15 protein-coding genes and 1 tRNA gene are annotated in these 17,058 nt (G+C 62.7%); 11 read left to right on the top strand and 5 right to left on the bottom strand.

What is annotated here, in order from left to right; all coding sequences use genetic code 11:
* Window positions 1-153 precede the first annotated feature (153 nt).
* Window positions 154-1,863: a methyl-accepting chemotaxis protein gene (locus M2427_RS20820; protein WP_280708467.1), complete on the top strand. Its 1,710-nt coding sequence runs from the start codon at window positions 154-156 to the stop codon at window positions 1,861-1,863.
* Window positions 1,864-2,002: 139 nt separating this feature from the next.
* Here M2427_RS20820 and M2427_RS20815 read toward each other — a convergent pair whose 3' ends face one another.
* The gene (locus tag M2427_RS20815) at window positions 2,003-3,001 is read right to left on the bottom strand and encodes an LLM class flavin-dependent oxidoreductase (RefSeq protein WP_280708466.1); all 999 of its coding nucleotides are present in this window, start codon (window positions 2,999-3,001) and stop codon (window positions 2,003-2,005) included.
* A gap of 183 nt (window positions 3,002-3,184) precedes the next feature.
* Here M2427_RS20815 and M2427_RS20810 point away from each other — a divergent pair, with 183 nt between their 5' ends.
* The 6 genes from M2427_RS20810 (at window position 3,185) to M2427_RS20785 (ending at window position 7,818) form a co-directional block, all read left to right on the top strand.
* Window positions 3,185-3,688: a Twin-arginine translocation pathway signal gene (locus M2427_RS20810; RefSeq protein WP_280708465.1), complete on the top strand. Its 504-nt coding sequence runs from the start codon at window positions 3,185-3,187 to the stop codon at window positions 3,686-3,688.
* An 11-nt stretch (window positions 3,689-3,699) separates the two neighbouring features.
* Window positions 3,700-4,317 (top strand): ferric reductase-like transmembrane domain-containing protein, encoded by a 618-nt coding sequence (locus M2427_RS20805; RefSeq protein ID WP_280708552.1) that lies wholly within the window; start codon window positions 3,700-3,702, stop codon window positions 4,315-4,317.
* Between the two features lie 57 nt (window positions 4,318-4,374).
* Window positions 4,375-4,851 carry a cyclic nucleotide-binding domain-containing protein gene (locus tag M2427_RS20800; protein WP_280708551.1) on the top strand — a complete coding sequence of 159 codons (477 nt, stop codon included), beginning with the start codon at window positions 4,375-4,377 and terminating at the stop codon, window positions 4,849-4,851.
* A 297-nt stretch (window positions 4,852-5,148) separates the two neighbouring features.
* Window positions 5,149-6,213 (top strand): alpha/beta hydrolase, encoded by a 1,065-nt coding sequence (locus M2427_RS20795; protein ID WP_280708463.1) that lies wholly within the window; start codon window positions 5,149-5,151, stop codon window positions 6,211-6,213.
* On the top strand, window positions 6,210-7,334 hold the full coding sequence (locus M2427_RS20790; protein ID WP_280708462.1) for an alpha/beta hydrolase: 1,125 nt from the start codon (window positions 6,210-6,212) through the stop codon (window positions 7,332-7,334). The genes M2427_RS20795 and M2427_RS20790 overlap by 4 nt, the downstream gene beginning before the upstream one ends.
* A 244-nt stretch (window positions 7,335-7,578) precedes the next feature.
* A complete protein-coding gene (locus M2427_RS20785) occupies window positions 7,579-7,818 on the top strand; it encodes a DUF3551 domain-containing protein (RefSeq protein ID WP_280708461.1) in 240 nt (79 codons plus the stop codon).
* A 21-nt stretch (window positions 7,819-7,839) separates the two neighbouring features.
* On the opposite strand, the gene M2427_RS20780 is transcribed toward M2427_RS20785, so the two are convergent.
* Window positions 7,840-8,787 carry a helix-turn-helix domain-containing protein gene (locus M2427_RS20780; RefSeq protein ID WP_280708459.1) on the bottom strand — a complete coding sequence of 316 codons (948 nt, stop codon included), beginning with the start codon at window positions 8,785-8,787 and terminating at the stop codon, window positions 7,840-7,842.
* A gap of 99 nt (window positions 8,788-8,886) precedes the next feature.
* Window positions 8,887-10,866, bottom strand: a complete 1,980-nt coding sequence (locus tag M2427_RS20775; RefSeq protein WP_280708457.1) for a cache domain-containing protein — start codon at window positions 10,864-10,866, stop codon at window positions 8,887-8,889.
* A 301-nt stretch (window positions 10,867-11,167) separates the two neighbouring features.
* Here M2427_RS20775 and M2427_RS20770 point away from each other — a divergent pair, with 301 nt between their 5' ends.
* Entirely contained in the window at window positions 11,168-11,707 is a 540-nt protein-coding gene (locus M2427_RS20770; RefSeq protein ID WP_280708456.1) for a 2'-5' RNA ligase family protein, read from the top strand.
* Between the two features lie 212 nt (window positions 11,708-11,919).
* Here the strand turns inward: M2427_RS20770 and M2427_RS20765 are convergent, their stop codons facing one another.
* Complete coding sequence (locus M2427_RS20765; protein ID WP_280708455.1) at window positions 11,920-12,792, bottom strand: dienelactone hydrolase family protein; 873 nt, start codon at window positions 12,790-12,792, stop codon at window positions 11,920-11,922.
* Window positions 12,793-13,005: 213 nt separating this feature from the next.
* On the opposite strand from M2427_RS20765, the gene M2427_RS20760 reads away from it, so the two are divergent.
* Window positions 13,006-14,808, top strand: a complete 1,803-nt coding sequence (locus M2427_RS20760; RefSeq protein ID WP_280708453.1) for an alpha/beta hydrolase — start codon at window positions 13,006-13,008, stop codon at window positions 14,806-14,808.
* Window positions 14,809-14,928: 120 nt separating this feature from the next.
* Window positions 14,929-15,804 carry a hypothetical protein gene (locus M2427_RS20755; protein ID WP_280708452.1) on the top strand — a complete coding sequence of 292 codons (876 nt, stop codon included), beginning with the start codon at window positions 14,929-14,931 and terminating at the stop codon, window positions 15,802-15,804.
* Between the two features lie 673 nt (window positions 15,805-16,477).
* Here the strand turns inward: M2427_RS20755 and M2427_RS20750 are convergent.
* A tRNA-Thr gene (locus M2427_RS20750) sits at window positions 16,478-16,552 on the bottom strand.
* A gap of 315 nt (window positions 16,553-16,867) precedes the next feature.
* Here M2427_RS20750 and M2427_RS20745 point away from each other — a divergent pair.
* A complete protein-coding gene (locus tag M2427_RS20745; protein ID WP_280708451.1) occupies window positions 16,868-17,056 on the top strand; it encodes a hypothetical protein in 189 nt (62 codons plus the stop codon).
* Window positions 17,057-17,058: the final 2 nt, after the last annotated feature.

The following is a 17,058-nucleotide window of genomic DNA, read 5'->3' as shown; positions in this document are numbered from 1 at the left end:
AGGCCGATTTTGCGTCTTTCTGCCGCGAGCTCCGGCAGGCGTGCGCCGTAACTGAGTTCTTAACGAATTGCCTCTATTTTTCGCGTTCTCGCCAATGTGATCGCCTGCTGCCTGATTCTCCACGGCGCGGCGTCAGCAACCCGAAGAGGCAGAATGCCGGCTCTCAAGAACCTGTTTTCGTTGCGCTCGATCGGCGCCAAGCTCGCCCTCATGACCTTCGTCGGCGCCGTCTGCATGGCGATGGTTGCCTCGACCGTGCTGTGGATCGCGCGCAACCAGCTCGTCACCGAGCGCATCGAGAAGGCGCATGCTGCCGTCGATATCGTCTGGAGCCTGGCCGATGGCTACTACAAGGCCTACAAGGCCGGACAGATGACCGAGGAGGAAGCCAAGAAGCGCTTCCTCGAGGCCAACAATTACGTCTGGTACGAAGACCACGGCAACTACGCCTATATCTATGACTACGAGACCGGGCTGTGCGTCTCCAATCCCGGCATCCCCCAGTTCGTCGGCAAGGACATGCGTCCGAACAAGGATGCCAATGGCATGCCGTTCGCGATCGCGCTGATGGACATCGCCAGGAAGGGGCAGGGCACGCTGCGCTATTCGTTCCGCCGCAGCGGCAATGATGCGACGCCGCTCGACAAGGTCGCCTTCACGCGCGGTTTCGCGCCCTGGAACCTGATGATCGGCTCGGCCGAATACATGTCCGAGGTCGACAATTCGTTCTGGTCGATGGTGCAGACGGCCTCGATCGTCATCGCCGTGCTGATGCTGATTTCGATCATGATCGCCTGGGCCGTCGGCCGCAGCGTGGTCAAGCCGCTCACCGGCTTGAAGGAGCGCATGGCCTCGCTCAGCGAAGGCCAGCTCGAGGCGCCGGTCGCGCATGCGGATCGCCGCGACGAGATCGGCGAGATGGCGCGCACCGTGCAGGTGTTCCGCGACGCCATGATCGAGACCAACCGCCTGCGTGAGGAGCAGGCCGTCACCGAGCAGCGCCAGGGCGAGGCCCGCAAGGTCGACATGAACCGGCTCGCCGATCAGTTCGAGCGCGAGGTCGGCGAGATCATCGAGCTGGTGTCGGTGGCTGCAGGCCAGCTCGAGACGTCGTCGACGACGCTGTCCAAGACCGCCGACACCGTCGCGCAGGTCTCGAACCGCGCCTCTACCGCGTCGGGCGACGCATCCGCCAACGTGCATTCGGTCGCCGCCGCGAGCGAAGAGCTTGCATCCTCCATCGGCGAAATCTCGCGCCAGGTCGAGACCTCGGCGCGGATCGCCAGCGAGGCGGTCAGCCAGGCGCAGAAGACCGACAGCCGCATCAGCGAGCTGTCGCAGGCCGCAAGCCGCATCGGCGACGTCGTCGATCTCATCCAGACCATCGCCGGCCAGACCAACCTCCTGGCGCTCAACGCGACCATCGAGGCCGCGCGCGCGGGCGAAGCCGGCCGCGGCTTTGCCGTGGTGGCGTCGGAAGTGAAGTCGCTCGCCGAGCAGACCGCCAAGGCAACCGACGAGATCAGCCAGCAGATCGCCGACATCCAGTCGGCGACGCGCGATTCAGTCGCGGCGATCAAGGAGATCGGCGCCACGATCGGCAAGATCTCGGAGATTTCGGCCGCGATCACCACCTCGGTCGAGCAGCAGGGCGCGGCCACGCAGGAGATTTCCCGCAACGTGCAGCGCGCCGCCGAAGGCACCTCGCAGGTCGAGACCAGCATCGCCGACGTCCAGCGCGGCGCCTCCGAGACCGGCGGTGCGTCCGCCCAGGTGCAGTCGGCCGCGCAATCGCTCGCGGGCGAAAGCGCCCGCCTCAAGCGCGGCGTCGCCAGCTTCATGAGCTCGATCAGGGCGGCGTAAGCGGCGCTATGTTGTGGCCATCCTTCGAGACGCCCGCTTGCGCGGGCTCCTCAGGATGAGGTCTGGTGTTGCTGTTAGACCCTCATGGTGAGGAGCCCGCCTCTTGGCGGGCGTCTCGAACCATTGAGGCCGAACTGCCTCACGCCCCCACCAATCTCTCCCGCACCTCCGCCGCGATCTCGAACGAGCGCAGCCGCGCGGTGTGATCGTAGATCTGGCCCGTGGTCATCAGCTCATCCGCGGCGGTGTCGGCGATCAACGCCTTCAGCTTCTCTTCGACAACCGCGGGCGAGCCGACGGCGGAAATCGCCAGCGCCTGCGCGACGCCGGCCTTCTCGGCCGGCGACCACAGCGCATCCATGTCGTCGACCGGTGGCGGCAAAGGTCCGGGCGTGCCGCGGCGCAAATTGATGAACTGCTGCTGCAGCGAGGTGAACATCCGCTGCGCCTCCGCATCGCTGTCGGCAGCGAACACATTGACGGCGACCATGGCATAGGGCTTGTCGAGCTGCGCCGACGGCTCGAACCGCGCGCGATATTCGCGCAGCGCCGGCATCAGCATCTGCGGCGCGAAATGCGAGGCAAACGCAAACGGCAGCCCGAGCATCGCCGCGAGCTGCGCGCCGAACATGCTGGAGCCGAGGATCCACAGCGGCACCTTCGTGCCCATGCCGGGCACGGCGCGGATGGTCTGGTTCGGTTTGACATCGCCGAGCAGCGCCTGCAATTCCAGCACGTCATGCGGAAAATTCTCCGCCGCCGTTGCAAGGTCGCGCCGCATCGCCCGCGCGGTGAGCTGGTCGGTGCCGGGCGCGCGGCCAAGGCCGAGATCAATCCGTCCGGGATAGAGCGACTCCAGCGTCCCGAACTGCTCGGCGATCACCAGCGGCGAATGGTTCGGCAGCATCACCCCGCCCGAGCCGACGCGGATCGTCTTGGTCCCGCCCGCGACATGGGCGATCACCACCGACGTCGCCGCGCTCGCGATACCCGTCATGTTGTGATGCTCAGCGAGCCAGAACCGCTTGAAACCCCATCCCTCGGCATGCTGCGCGAGATCGAGCGAATTGCGAAACGCCTGCGCGGCGTCGGAACCTTGCTTGATAGGCGCGAGGTCGAGCACGGAGAAGGGGATCATGGAGGCTACCGGTGTGGAGGGGCTGCGTGTCTGAGGCAAGGACATGTAGTGTCACCGCGCGGGATGGGTAGAGCACCGTTCACAACCCTGTTATGGCGCCGCATGGGGCCCGTCGTCTCAGCTGGGCGTTTCGCGCGTGTTGTAGTACTCTCCGTGCGCGCCACCTTCGCCTGGAGGACAGACATGACCCTTGTCGTACTCAGTCGCCGCAACCTCCTCGTCGTCGGCGGCTCGGTCCTTGCCTCAGGCGTCCTGGCGGCGGGCACTTCCAGCCTCCTGCTGCCTGCACGTGCGGACGGCCTCGCGCCGACGGAATCGATGACCGGCGGAGCCAACAACTACCGCAAGGGCGCGCCGATCGTGGATCGGATCGGCAAGGGCGGCTTCTGGATGAGCGGCACTGTGCGCCGCGCCGGCGACGGCGCACCGCTGGCCGGACAGCGCATCCAGATCTGGGCGCACACGGTCGAAGGGCAGGAGCACGAGCCGCAGAGCCACGGCGCCACGCTCACCGACAAGGACGGTGCGTTCCGGCTCGAAATGCCGCAGATCATTCCGATCTTCGGCCAGCCGCATGGTCATCTCGCTTATGATAGCGGTGAATTCAAAACCGTCTTTCTGCGGCCGATCATGCGGAGCGCAAAGGACGCCAGCCTCGAGGCGCATTTCGTGCTGCAGCCGGCCTGATTGCGTTGCAGATCAAGGGCTGGAAATCCCTGATCTGGGCCGCACTCGCGTTGGCTATCGGTGTGCCGATCGCGCTCGCAGCGACAAGCGAGCAGCTCGCATGGCGCGGCCCGATCTACATCCTCGCCGGCTTCGCTGGAATCATCGCCCTCGGTCTCGTGCTGGTTCAGCCGCTGCTGATCGGCGGATATCTGCCAGGCCTGTCGGCCTATCGTAACAGGCGCGCCCATCACTGGATCGGCGGCGCGCTCGCGGCCGCGGTGGTGATCCATGTCGCCGGCCTCTGGTTCACCAGCCCGCCCGACATGATCGACGCGCTCACCTTCTCATCGCCGACGCCGTTCTCCCCCTTCGGCGTGATCGCCATGTGGGCGATCTTCGCCGTCGCGCTTCTAGCCGCCCTGCGTCGGCGATTGGGACTGCGGCTCCGCGCATGGCGCCTGATTCATATTCCCCTCGCGATCATCATCGTCGCATGCAGCGTGATCCATTGCCTGCTGATCGAAGGGACGATGGAGACGATCTCGAAGGCGGTGCTCTGTGCGCTTGTCCTCGCGGCCACCATCAAGGTCGTGGCCGACCTCGGGCGAAAGCGGATGGTGCGCAGCGAGAGTATCGCGCCGCAATAAATCATGCCGGCTCGCGCTCGGCTTGCCGCTGATGGCGCCGACAACTATCCTCGCATGATGACCGCCAGCACCCCCGATCTGAAAGCGTTCCTGCTCGCGACGCCGTTCTTCGGCGGTCTCACGGATGCAAGTCTCGACCTGCTGGTCTCGATGCTGGTCGAGTGCAGCTTCGATGCCGGCGCGACCGTCGTGGCCGAAGGCGAGCCAGGACGCTCGATGTTCATCGTCAAATCCGGCCGGCTGGTGGTGAGCAAGCGGGCACATTCGGGAAGCGTCATCCCCATCTCCGTTCTGGGGCCCGGTGATTTCTTCGGCGAGATGACGCTGATCGAAATGCAAAATCGCTCCGCCACGGTGGTCGCGGAAAGCCCGACCGTGCTGTACGAGCTGACGGCGCCAAAGCTCTACGCCTGCTATAAGGCCGATATCCACGCCTATGTGATCATTCTGCAAAACATCAATCGTGAGCTCTGCCGCCGGCTGCGCCGTTCCGACGATCGCTTCACGGGATATTTGTCGGGGGATGATGGATAGGGCATTTGCGAAATCCCCCATGTTGGCGGCGACCTCGGCGCGACCGACGTTTTTTGTTATAGGTGAGCCACGACGCGTCCCTGCGCGCGAGGCTGGCGCGCCGGCTGTTGCAGGTCGGCTACGCGGTGAAGCTAGCTGAAAGCCCGCGGCGTGCGCACAATGCGCCCGCGCCAATTGGACCTTCGTTGGGGGAAGAACATCGTGACCGGTGCCCGCCTTGTGATCCTGCTTGTTGCATGCGCCTGCAGTGCCGCGTCACCCGCATGCTCCGATGACTTGCTGGAATCGGCAGCCCCGTTGGCCGTCACTATCGGCAAGGATGTTGTCCGGCTCGACGGGCTCATCATCAGGAAGTCCGACGCCCAGGGCCGGCTGCCGATTGCGATTCTCACCAATGGCGGCGTTGCGACCGCAACGGGCGGAGGCGGGGCGAACATCGCGACCTACGCGCATTACGCGCGGGATTTGGCGCGGCGCGGCTGGCTCGCCGTGGTCGTGATGCGGCGCGGCTTTGGCCAGTCCGAGGGGCAAAAGCCGGTGGCGATCGCCTGTCAGGCCGCATCCCTCGATGCATGGGCAAACGCCGCGGCGGACGATCTGCAGGCAGCCCTCGATATCGTCGCGAAGCGGCCGGATGCCGATGCGAGCAGGGTGATCGTGATCGGATCCGAAATCGCAGGCGTGGCGGCCGTCGCGCTGTCCGCGCGCAATCCGCCCGGATTGGTCGGCGTCGTCTCGGTGTCGGGCAGCCTGCAGTCGGAATCGAACTGCCCGATCAACGACCTCCTGGTCGAGCGGTACAAGAGCTTCGGCACCAGGAACCGCGTCCCCAACCTCTGGATCTATTCCCGGAGCGACAAGGCGTTCGGCCCTGATCTTGCCGAGCGCTTGCACAGCGCGTTTCTCGATGCCGGCGGTGACGTCAAGTTCGTCATGTTCTTCCGCGACGGCGACGTCGGCACCGCCATCTTCGGTCAGGCGACCGGCGCATGGTACGCGCAGATGGATGCCTTCCTGCGCGTCAGAGGCCTGCCGACATGGAGCCCGGCCGACGTCTGGAGTGTCGCCGACCGGCTCAAGATCACCGACAGGATCGAGCGGGAGAATGTCGCGGAGGTCCTGTTCCAGCGCTATTTCGCGGCTCCCGGCGAAAAGGCGATCGCGTTCTCGCCGACCCTGCAGGCCGCGTGGACGCGCCCCCCGAACAAGGTCGTCGCCGAGCCGCATCTGCCGCTGACGTACCAGCTTGGAGCGAAGAGCCTGGATGAGGCGCGCAACGGCGCCCTGGCGAGCTGTCAGAAGATTGCGCAGGACTGCGCCATCGTCATGGAAAATGATCGCTGGGTCGGTGACGTCAGATGATGCGTCCGTTCTGCAGAACCCCAATATGCCGCGCGCATGTCGCTTTCGCGGTCGTTGCCCTCATCGTCTCGTGCGCGACGGCGTTCGCCGGCGATCTCGTCGAGGAGCGTCAATATCTGCGCGTCAAGATCGGCGGCAGGGATGTTCGCCTGGAGGCGCTGTTCGTCAAACGCTCTGATGCCGCGGGACGTTTGCCGATCGCGTTCTTCAATCACGGCCGGCCGCCGGTTCGTGTCATGGCGCTGGATCAAAGTCTCTCTCGCGATCCAGGCATCAATGCCATCGCCGACATCGCGCGCCGGGGTTGGCTCGTGGTGGCGATCAACCGGCGTGGCTATGGTTCGTCCGACGGCCCGAGCCAGTCTGACGGGCCGTGTGCTGCGGATACCTTCATGTCCTGGATGAATGCGGATGCCGATGACATCGAGGCCTCGATCGGCATTGTCACGCAGCGCACTGACGCCGATCCGGCGCGGATGATCGTCATCGGTGAATCCGCAGGCGGCGCGGCTGCGCTCGCACTGGGCGCGCGCAACATTCCGGGCCTTGCGGCGGTGATCGACCTTGCGGGCGGCGAGCACCTGGCGGGATGTGCTGTCATCAACGATGCCATTCCCGCTGATTTCAGGGCGCTTGGCGCGCGCAGCCATGTTCCCAATCTCTGGGTGTTCGCCAGGAACGATCTCAATCATCCCGTCGATCAGATCGAAATGATGCGAGCGGCATTCACGGCATCAGGCGCCGATCTCAAGCTCGTGCTGCTCGAGCCGATCGGCGAAGACGGTCACACCGGACTGGGATCGATTGCCGGTCGCGCGCGCTGGCTGGCCGAGCTCGACATTTTCCTGAGGAGCCGCAATCTCCCGACCTGGCCGCTCTCCAACGTCGAATTCGTGCTGCAGAAACTGCAATGGCCGCCATCCCTGCACAACTATGTGCAGGCCTATCTGACCGCGCCGGGCGAGAAGGCGCTGGCCCGCACACCGGGAACGCAGAATGCGTCCTATCGGACCGCGCCGACCCTCGACGATGCGCGCAAGTTCGCCCTCGATGCCTGTCAGCAGAAGGGCGAGCATTGCACTGTTGTGATGGAGAATGACCGCTGGACCGGGGCGCAATGAATTGTGCGACAGGCGCATGCGATCGTCGGCAAGATGGCTGTGCGGAACGATCCTGAAGCACTAGCTGGACAAAGGACGCCCGCATCCGCCGGCATGACCTGGTTCATCGTCAGGAAGGATGTTGCAGGCGACGGATTGCGCTTGCCGTTGAGGACGACAATCCGTAAGCCATTGTCCAGCGACCGGTTACCTTCGCGGGCTCCAGCCTTTCCGGCGCCGTTCCGCTGAGATGATGGAGGATCACATGCGTCTCGCCCTGTTGGTTGTTGTCATGGTGGCCGGGCTTGCCGGTGCAGCACACGCCGAGCGCGACTATCCCTGGTGCGTCTTTGGCGGATCGCTCGGCTTTTCCGGCGAATGCATGTACTCGACGCGTGAACAGTGCCTGGCCTCGGCATCCGGGCGCTGGAACACCTATTGCGACATCAACCCGCGCGTGAGGTTTCAACAGCAGACGACGCCGCCTCCGCGCCGGACGCATTGATGACCGCAGCGGAAGCGGCCGTCACGCCAGCAGGCGCCGCGCATTTGCAAGCGTGTGTGATGGAAGCTCTCCGATTGTATCGCGATAGAGCTTGGAGAAATCACCCATATGCCAGAAGCCGTGGGCGCAGGCGCTGGCCTTGACGGTCAGGCCCGGGGCTCCGCTGCGGAGCTGGCGCCGGACGGCCCAGAGGCGGCGAAGCTGGCTGTAGCGCAACGGGCTGGTGCCGCAAACGGCGTGGACGGCACTGTGCATCGTGCGCGTCGAAACGCCGAGCTCCTGTGCCAGGGTATCGCAGTAGATGTCAGTGGTCTGGTTTGCGCTGACCACGCGTTCGATATGATCCACGATCGTCTTGTACCGCCCGCGCGCGTGGCCGTGGTCGATGGATCCGGAGCACATCGCCTCGTCGAATGACGAGAACAGCGCAGTCTCGATTGCCTCCGGCGTGCCCTCGGCCTCGATGGCCCCGGGTTCCGCGGCGGCGGTCTCGAGCACGCCGCGAAGGTGCATTTGCAATCGGACCAGGTCGACATCGGTCAATTGCAGCAGCACATGGCTGTCGTCGAAAGCCTGCCAGCTATCGGCCAGTGCATCCCGGCGGATCGCGAGGATAGCGACCAGACGCCCCTCTGGCTCGTAGACCGTGCAGTCGGGGGCGCCCTTGAGGATCAGCAGCGACCGGCCGATATCCTTGCCGTTGACCCGGGTCGAGGCGACATCGTCCATGGGGACGACGAAGACGAGCCGGCCAGAGAAATCGTACCCCCTGATGATGCGCGGAAATGTTCGCACCAGCGAAAGGGAGCACGAGGGCAACGCGACACTGGCCCGCAGCACCGCGAAATCACCTGTTCTCAGCGGGATGCTTTCGGCACCGGCATATCGTTCGCTCTCGCGAAACTGGTCAATGTCCGCGTAGCGCACCAACTCCAGCGACGTCGAGGAATGGAGGTTTCTGAAGAGCATCGGAAATTCGAATCAAAGGCAATAATCGTATGAAGTTCATCATATTAACGCCGGCATGAGTTGGGAAAAAGTGGCATTTTCGTTCATTCAGGCGAAATTTCACGCGGCCTTCTGCCGGAGCAGCTTCGCCAGTACGGGATCTTGCCCGCTGGTCGATGAGAATTTCACCAGCGCGGAGCGGGCGTCGATCCGGGCGACGGTTCCAACAAGATCGGCCGAACTGCCCTCGATCCGCAGGCGAACCTGCGTGTCGATCGGCCAGCTCTCGGGAATGTCGTCGATCCTTGCGCCGCCCTCCGAGATGTCCCGCACGACAACGTCGAAGGATTTTCCCGCCACCAGCAGCGTGCCGGGACGACGGACCTCGAGCCGTGTTGCCGCGCGGCGGTCGACGTCGGAGGTGGAGGTCCTGATGACCCGCACCAGCGTCAGCCGCAATTCGTCGACCTTCTGGGCGATGTCGACCGAGCCATGTCGGATTTCGGCAGCGCGACGACCCGTCTCGACAGCCTCGCGCGAGACGGAGGCGATCTGGGCGGCGACCTCGCGGGCTGCGAGCGAGGTTTCCTCGACGGTGCGCGAGATCTCGATCGTGGTGGTATTCTGCTGCTCGATGGCGTCGGCGATGGTTGTCGACACCGTTTCAACATTGCGAATCACCTCGCCGATCGCGCTGATCGACTGCACCGAGGCGCGGGTCGATTCCTGGATCTCGGCAATCTGCTGCGAGATTTCGCTGGTTGCCTTGGCGGTCTGCTCGGCGAGCGACTTTACCTCGGATGCGACCACGGCAAAGCCACGTCCGGCCTCGCCGGCGCGCGCCGCCTCGATCGTGGCGTTGAGCGCCAGCAGGTTGGTCTGCTCGGCGATCTCGCTGATCAGATTGGTGACGGCGCCGACCTTGCCGGCGGCCTCTTCCAGCCGCGCGATCGTCGATTGCGCATCAGCGGAGGCGGTGACTGCCTGCCGCGTCAGGTCGCGGGAGGTGGAGACCTGCTGGGCGATCGCGGTGATCGATGCCGCCATGTGCGAGGATGCCTTCGCCATCGTCTGGGCATTGATGAGCGCCTCTTCGGCGGCGGCCGCGACGCTGCTCGAATTCTGGCCCAGCGTCCGCGCGGTGTCGTTCATCTGGGTCGCGTTGTCGGCCATCCGGCTGGTGCCGCTCGCGACGTCGGCGACCGCAGCGTTGGTCTCGCGCTCGACTGTTTCGGCCATGTCCTGAAGTGCGGCAGCCTTGGCCTCCTCGGCCCGGAGCCGCCGCTGTTCGTCGGCCGCGGCCTCCTCGCGCATCTTCTCGGCGGCCTTGATCTTGAACTGCTCGATCGAGCGCGCCATGTCGCCGATCTCGTCGCCGCGATTGAGGCCCGGCAGCTTCACGTCGAACTGTCCGGCGCCGAGCGCGATCAGCGCCGACGTCATCGACGACAGCGCGGACGACATCTTGCGGGCGATGACCAGCGTGATCGCGCCGAGAACGATGACGATGCAGAGCCCGGCGATGATCAGCTGTCGCGTGCTCGACCAGACCTGCGCGTCGAGATCGTCGATGTAGACTCCGCTGCCGATGACCCATCCCCACGGCGCGAAGCCCGTGACATAGGACAGCTTCGGCTGCGGCGCGTCCTTGCCGGGCTTCGGCCAGTGATATTCGACCACGCCCGAGCCCTGGCGTTTGACGGTCTCGGCGAACTCCACGAACAGGCGCTTCCCGGTCGGGTCCTTGATGTTGCTGAGATCCTGCCCGTTGAGCTCCGGCTTGATCGGGTGAATGATCATCCGTGGCTCGAGGTCGTTGATCCAGAAATAGTCGCCGTTGCCGTAGCGCAGCTTGCCGATCTCGTCGGCCGCGCGTTGACGGGCGACGTCGTCAGGCGTCTTGTCGCGCTGCGACCTGTCGTATTCGCTCTTGGCGATGCTGAGTGCCGACTGGACCAGATGGCTGAGCTCGTTCTGCCGCTGCTCGCGCAACGAGACGGCGAGATTGTCGACCTGAACGGCGGCGAGGCCCAGCAAGCCGCAGAAGCTCAACCCGATGATGCCGTAGATGCGAAGCTTGATCGAAGCGCGCAGCTTCATTCGACAGATCTCCCCACGTTCGGAATCCTTGCGTCTCGCGGCCCGGCCTGAGCTTCGTAGGCGCGTCGCACGCAGCCTACCGGCGTAGAGTATCGATGCGATTAAACGGCCTATCGAAATTCGGAGGGAGCGGAGTCGGACAGGAATTATCTTGCCGGAAAGGACACGAGTTGCCGAATCTCGATATGGAAATCGTCGGTGCGCAGGACCGGCCTTGCTTCACGCAGCCGCTGATTTCGACCCGTTGCAGACCTCGGCCTATCAGCTAAAGATGAGGGCCTGGTCTCCGACGCGTTCAACAATGGCAATCGCGATCAACCTTCGAGCCGATGATGCCTCCGCGGGCGAGGTCGAACGATTGTGGGACCAGGTCGCGGCGTTCGAGGACGAGCCCTCGATGCGCGCTCTCGGCTACCGGCCGCATCTGACGTTCGCAATCTACGATTCGCCCGAGATCGAGGCGAAAACCGCATGGGAGGCGATGCTGCGCGCGGTGAATAGCGATGCGCAATTGCGCATCGCGTTCAAGCGCATCCGCTGGTTCTCCGGCCCCCCGCTGGTCCTGTGGGCGGAGCCCACGAGTGACCCGGCGCTCGCGCGGTGGCACGCCGCGATCGGCGAAGCCATCGATCCCGCTCACTGTCGACCTCACTATCGCCCCGGCGCCTGGACGCCGCATTGCACCCTGGGGACGCGCATCGCGGATGCGAAGCGCGATGATGCGATCGCATTTGCGCGGTCTTTCGACCAAGACATCACGGTGCTGTTCGACGTGGTGGACTGCGTGACGTTCCCGCCGGTGCGGGTGATTGCAGAACAGAGATTGCCGCCGATTCCGTGAGGGCGTTGGTCGGCTACAGCAGCGCGATCGAGTGCAGCGAATTTTGATGAAGGCCGAAGGCGACCAGGCCGGAGAGAAGCAACGCAGTTCCAGTCACGATCAGGCAAAACGCAAACACTATTGAAGGCTCCGGTTCGTCTCGAATGCCAAGGACGATAATAGATAAAATTTTAGCGACAATCGAAAGGAAGAATTAACCTTACCTGCGCGGCTCATTCGTTCAGTTCGGTTGCCAGGAAGTCGTGCATGTCCTGGATTGAACGCGATGCCGCATTCGCGTCGTATTTGAGCCAGTGGCCGAACAGCCGCATTCCCTCGGCGAGGTTCGGGGCATCAAAGGCATGATAGGCTCCGGGATAGATCGTAAGCTTGACGCGCGCCCCCTTGCCCGCACGCCGTTCCATCAGGAGTTCGCAATCCCTGGCCGGACTCCAGTCGTCGAGGGCGCCGATCAGGATCGTGGTCGGAATGGTCAACTGGTCGGTGGCAAGCGCGCATAGGGGATAGTAGGCGACCGCAGCCCTGAATCTCAGCCCATCCGGAACTGCGAAATAATCGGCCGAATGGGTCGAGGCCAATTGTAGCGCGACGATGCCGCCCTGCGATGACCCAACAACTGCAATTCGCCTCGGATCGACGTAGGGAAGCTTCGCAAGATAGCTCAATGCGCCCAGTGCGTCCCTTTGTCGTGCACGCAGCACGTCCTGCCGGATAACCGTCTCCGCCTCACAAGCGTGTTCGATGCCGCGGGTCGTAAAGCTGTCCACCATGAGCGAGACGTAGCCCCAGCCTGTGAGCAGCTCCGCCATCCGGCTGCGGGTATTGTCCAGCAGCCCGGAGCAGCCGTGGAGATAGACGACCGCGGGGAAAGGGCCGGGTCCGTCAGGCCTGGAGAGATAGCCTTCGATCTCATCGGGATTGTTGGTCGGCGTTTCGCCGCGCTCGCGCGCCCGCTGCTGCTGGAGACGGCCCATGATGACGGGCGCATTGTCGAACTTCACCAGATCGCCCGCCGAAGCGATGGTAATGATCTCGAATGTTGCGAGAACCGTCAGGATGAGACGTGTGATAATCCCGGTCCGCACGTTTCGCTCCCCGATACGTCTCGCCCCGCCTTGCGAGCTACGATCTGGCCATCCTGCCCTACGAAGTTCACCGTACCTCTGCCGCTCGGATCAGTTGCGGTGTTTCCGCATGGGAAAGGCCCCTCGGTCGTCCATTCGCGGTTGGCAGGCCGCGCAACCTGTATTAGGCTCCTCGAATATTGACAACTTTCGAATTTCAATAGGAGGCCCATTATGAATTGGTGGCTACTCCTTACGATACTCGCGGTCGCAGCGTCCGCAGGCTTGGCCGCCGGGAAGACCGATCAATCCATGGGGTGGAAACTTGAGCGCCTTGGCGGGGGTCCTGCGTGGGGGAGCCGTGGGTTCACCCTGGCGATCATCATCCCCTTGCTTGCCGTGCTATACGCATCCGAGCTCAGGGCGGACTCTCCGCGTCCGGAGGGCACGGTTTATGCTTACGTATCGGCCTTGCAGGGAGGAAACATCCCAGCCCTGCAGGCACTGCTGGAACCTCAGCTCTATCAAAACACGTTGGCCCAGACGTCCGGAACGGGGGTCTATCCTGTCGTTCGAAGTCTGGGGGCGATTGCGAATATTCAAGTATCGGCAGTTCAATTGGATCCCGCCCACCAAGCGTACTGGTTTCAAGCGACCGTTTCTCACGAGAGAGGCATTTCTCGTTGGACATTCTTCGTGGCGGTGGCGGATCTACGAATACGGCAGACAAATCTTGAATTCGTTTCGTTGATTCCGATCAACCCGCCGAGCCCGAGCCCGAGCCCGAGCCCGAGCCCGATCCCCGGTCCGGCGGCTCCAAGCAATCCGGTCCACGGGGGCGTCTACGGCGATATCTTCGGCAGCCGGCCCCTTCGTAATCCGGATGCAGGCGGCCAGATTGCCTCTGCGTTTCCGAATTGGGGCGAGCAGCCCACTCCGCGGCCGCCGCCGCCGCCATCCGCCCCGCCGCCCGTGCAATACAGCAACCCGTGCCAAACTACGCCTGGCGCCTGCGGCTCCGGGACTTCAGGCCAACTCAATGATCGCCGGCTTGTTGAATTCCTCTTCGCGACCGATCGCGTGCCGAAGAACGGAACGACTGCCGTCGAGTTTACAGGTGATCGTCAAGCAAACCTCACGTTCGGCGCTGCTGCCATTCACATCCCCGAGCACCACCGAATAGGCCGTACCGAACTGCCCTCTGTATGGAAGTTCTGGGGAATAGAACTTCGGCGAGAGCAGCAAGATGATACGAAGCACTTTGCGCTCCGCAAGCTATCGATCATGCCTCTTGAGAATTGGGAGCAACTCGTGAGAGGGAAAAATGCGAAGAGCGCCTTGGTGTTCGTACATGGCTTCGCCAACACATTCGAGGATGCCATGTTTCGCAATGCGCAGATGGTCTACGATCTCGACTATCAGGGTCTTTCGGTTCTCTACTCGTGGAGTTCGCGCGGAGAAGTCCAGGACTATCGCTATGATCTCGACAGTGCACTTGCCGCGCGGGACGGCTTCATCTTCATTTTGAAGAAACTGAGGGATCTTGGGATCGAGCATGTCGATGTGCTTGCACACAGCATGGGCAACCTTGTCGTGCTTGACGCCCTGAAAAACAATGCAGGATCCGCAAGTCCTCTTCAGCTGGATCAACTCATCATGGCCGCGCCGGATGTGGATCGTGGCACTTTCGAGCGGCAACTCCCAGACGTACAGAAGATTATCCAAGGCGCCACGCTGTACGCGTCGGGAGCCGACAAGGCGCTGATGGCATCCAAGGTTCTCGCGATCTACCCTCGAGCTGGCGACGTACCAACAGGGATAGGTCCGGTCGTCCTTCCCAACCTGGATACGATCGATGTAACGGAGATTGGGGACGAGCTGTTGGGGTTGAACCACGCTGAGTTCGCCACCAATCGCGCGGTCATGGACGACTTGAAGATATTGCTCGACAGCCGCGGCAAGTCACCGCGGTTGGGTGAGATCCGCGGTTTTCCTGAGCCACCTCTTACTCGGGCCTACTGGAGGTACGTTCCCTGATCGTTGAATGCGTAGGATGGTTGAGCACTTGCGAAACCCATCATTTTTCCGCGCGGAAGGAGCGTTGACGGGTTTCGCTGCGCTCAACCCATCTACGAGCTTAATCGGTCAGTAATAGTCATGACGCTTGTGGTCGCCCATGCGGAACCGGACATTTGCTTCATGGTAGGAGACACGCTCCTGAGCCATGAACATTTCACGCTCAAAGGTGATATCGGCCCGGTCAACGGCGAGTTTCATAGCCTAAAAATTCAAATAGTGACCGGCGAGCTTGCTATCGGATTTGCAGGAAATTTCGATGCCGCTTATTCGGCGGTATCAGCTCTGAAATTGGCCATCGCCGCCGAACCCGTACTCGATCCTACGGAATGGATTGCATCTAGAAACATCCTCGACGCGGATTTTCTGGTATTGAAGAACGCGGCGAAGAAGGAATTGTTCGTCATTGAGCGTGGTGAGGTTCGGCAAGCTATCAACGCGCATATCGGTGACACCGACGAGTGGAATCGGTTTCTTCAACTGAAAAAAGAATACAGTGGGGCGGCGGAGCGGTTCTCTGTCGAAGAAGATGGAAGGGTTCTGAGATCCGATCCAGTGACATGCGGCGAGAAGGAGTTTTCGGTTGCATCTGACGCGATGGAGGCCCTTTGCTGGGATTGTGTTGGCCGAAAACAGCCCACGGTAGGAGCAATCAGCGGGTGTGTCGTTCGTGTTGTAGATGCTCGAATTTCAAGGCAGCTCGAATACCTCCAGGCAGTCGAAGACTCTCATTTTCCATGGGAGCCCGCTGGCGGCTTCGCCATTCTGGCGTCGAATGAAATAGAACGCGGGATCGGAATCTATTTTGGAGTTGGACAGAGAGGATTCATTCTCCCGGTGGGGGGCCAGCCGCCTTGTGTAGGTAGTACGGCATCAACTTTAAAAGCGTTCGTCGAAGAAGCCCGCTCCAAGTTCGGAATGAGGCTAACAGGCGGCACCTGGGGCGAAACTTCCTAAAGCGGCCGATCAAACGTACAGATGGGCCGCGCCGCCGCAATCCGTCGGGCAAAACACCCCCCTCCCGCCAAACTCCGTCAATCCCCTCCCGCAAAAATATTCCACTTTACCGAAATTCGGTTTTACGGCATTCTCTGCGCCATCCCGGCCCGTTGGAGAGGGGCGATCGTACGTCGTCACGAACGTGGGTTGGGGAAGCGGTGGACGCGGCAGCGCCGGCGCGGATGTGAGGGCAGGGCGGGCGGAGGATTGAGCCGAACCCCGTGAGCCCGGCACAAGCCGTGTCGTACGAACGGCGCCCATGCGTACGGCAAAACCGTGTGGTCCTGGCCGTCGTCGCTACGGTCAAGCCTTTGCGGAGGCGGCACTGGCGTCAACCGGCGCGGTGCCGGTGAATTCCGCGAGGGCGACGGAGACAACAAGAATTCGTCTCCGGGGAGAGCGCGGCATAAGCCGTCCAACCATCGCGCAGGGAAGGCCGAGTGTTCGGCGTCACCTGTATGCTGCTGTGCGGTTTCCTTGCGCTACATTTTCGCGCAGCGGACCGCGGGTGCCTCGTCGGCACCCGGTCTTCCCTGCGCCCTCTTCACAAGAGGAGGGCAACGAAGACGAGCAAAACTCGGGCGTTCGGTGCCGCGAGAATGCCGATCCATGTTCATTTTCTGAAGATGAATGGTGCTGCCAGACAGGATTGAACTGTCGACCTCTCCATTACCAATGGAGTGCTCTACCACTGAGCTACGGCAGCAATGCTGGGATAAGAATCGGCCGCCACAGGGGCCTACCAAGCGGGCCGATATCTGCCACAGGCCTCCCCGCTGTGCAAGCTTGCAAGGACGGCCAAAACGAGAAAATCGGAGCGATATCGGGGATATTACGGCCGTTTTCGCCCGAAACGACCAACTCTCCGTCGAATTTGGTTCCGATTCCCCGGCCAACTGGCCAGTTGGCCGCCGCAGCGGATTCGACCCATTTTGGATTTCGCACGATCGAGAGCATCAGGGGCTCTTGAGCTGCCGCATTCTCAGGGCATGTTACCCGTCATCTGCTGGATGGACGCTTGATGGCCGACGAGAACGACAAGACCACGAAACAAGCGAAGGGATCGCGGGACGACCGCCTGAAATCGGCGCTGCGGGAAAACCTGAAGCGGCGCAAGGCGCAGGCGCGCGAACGCGCCGCAAGCGGTGATCCCTCGCAAAACGAAGATGGTTCCCTAGATGAGGGAGCCGCCGGCAAGGCCGGGACCTAAAG

This window comes from Bradyrhizobium sp. BR13661 (assembly GCF_029892425.1).
In the GTDB taxonomy this organism is placed as follows: Bacteria; Pseudomonadota; Alphaproteobacteria; order Rhizobiales; family Xanthobacteraceae; genus Bradyrhizobium.
This window is presented reverse-complemented; position numbering and strand designations above follow the sequence as displayed.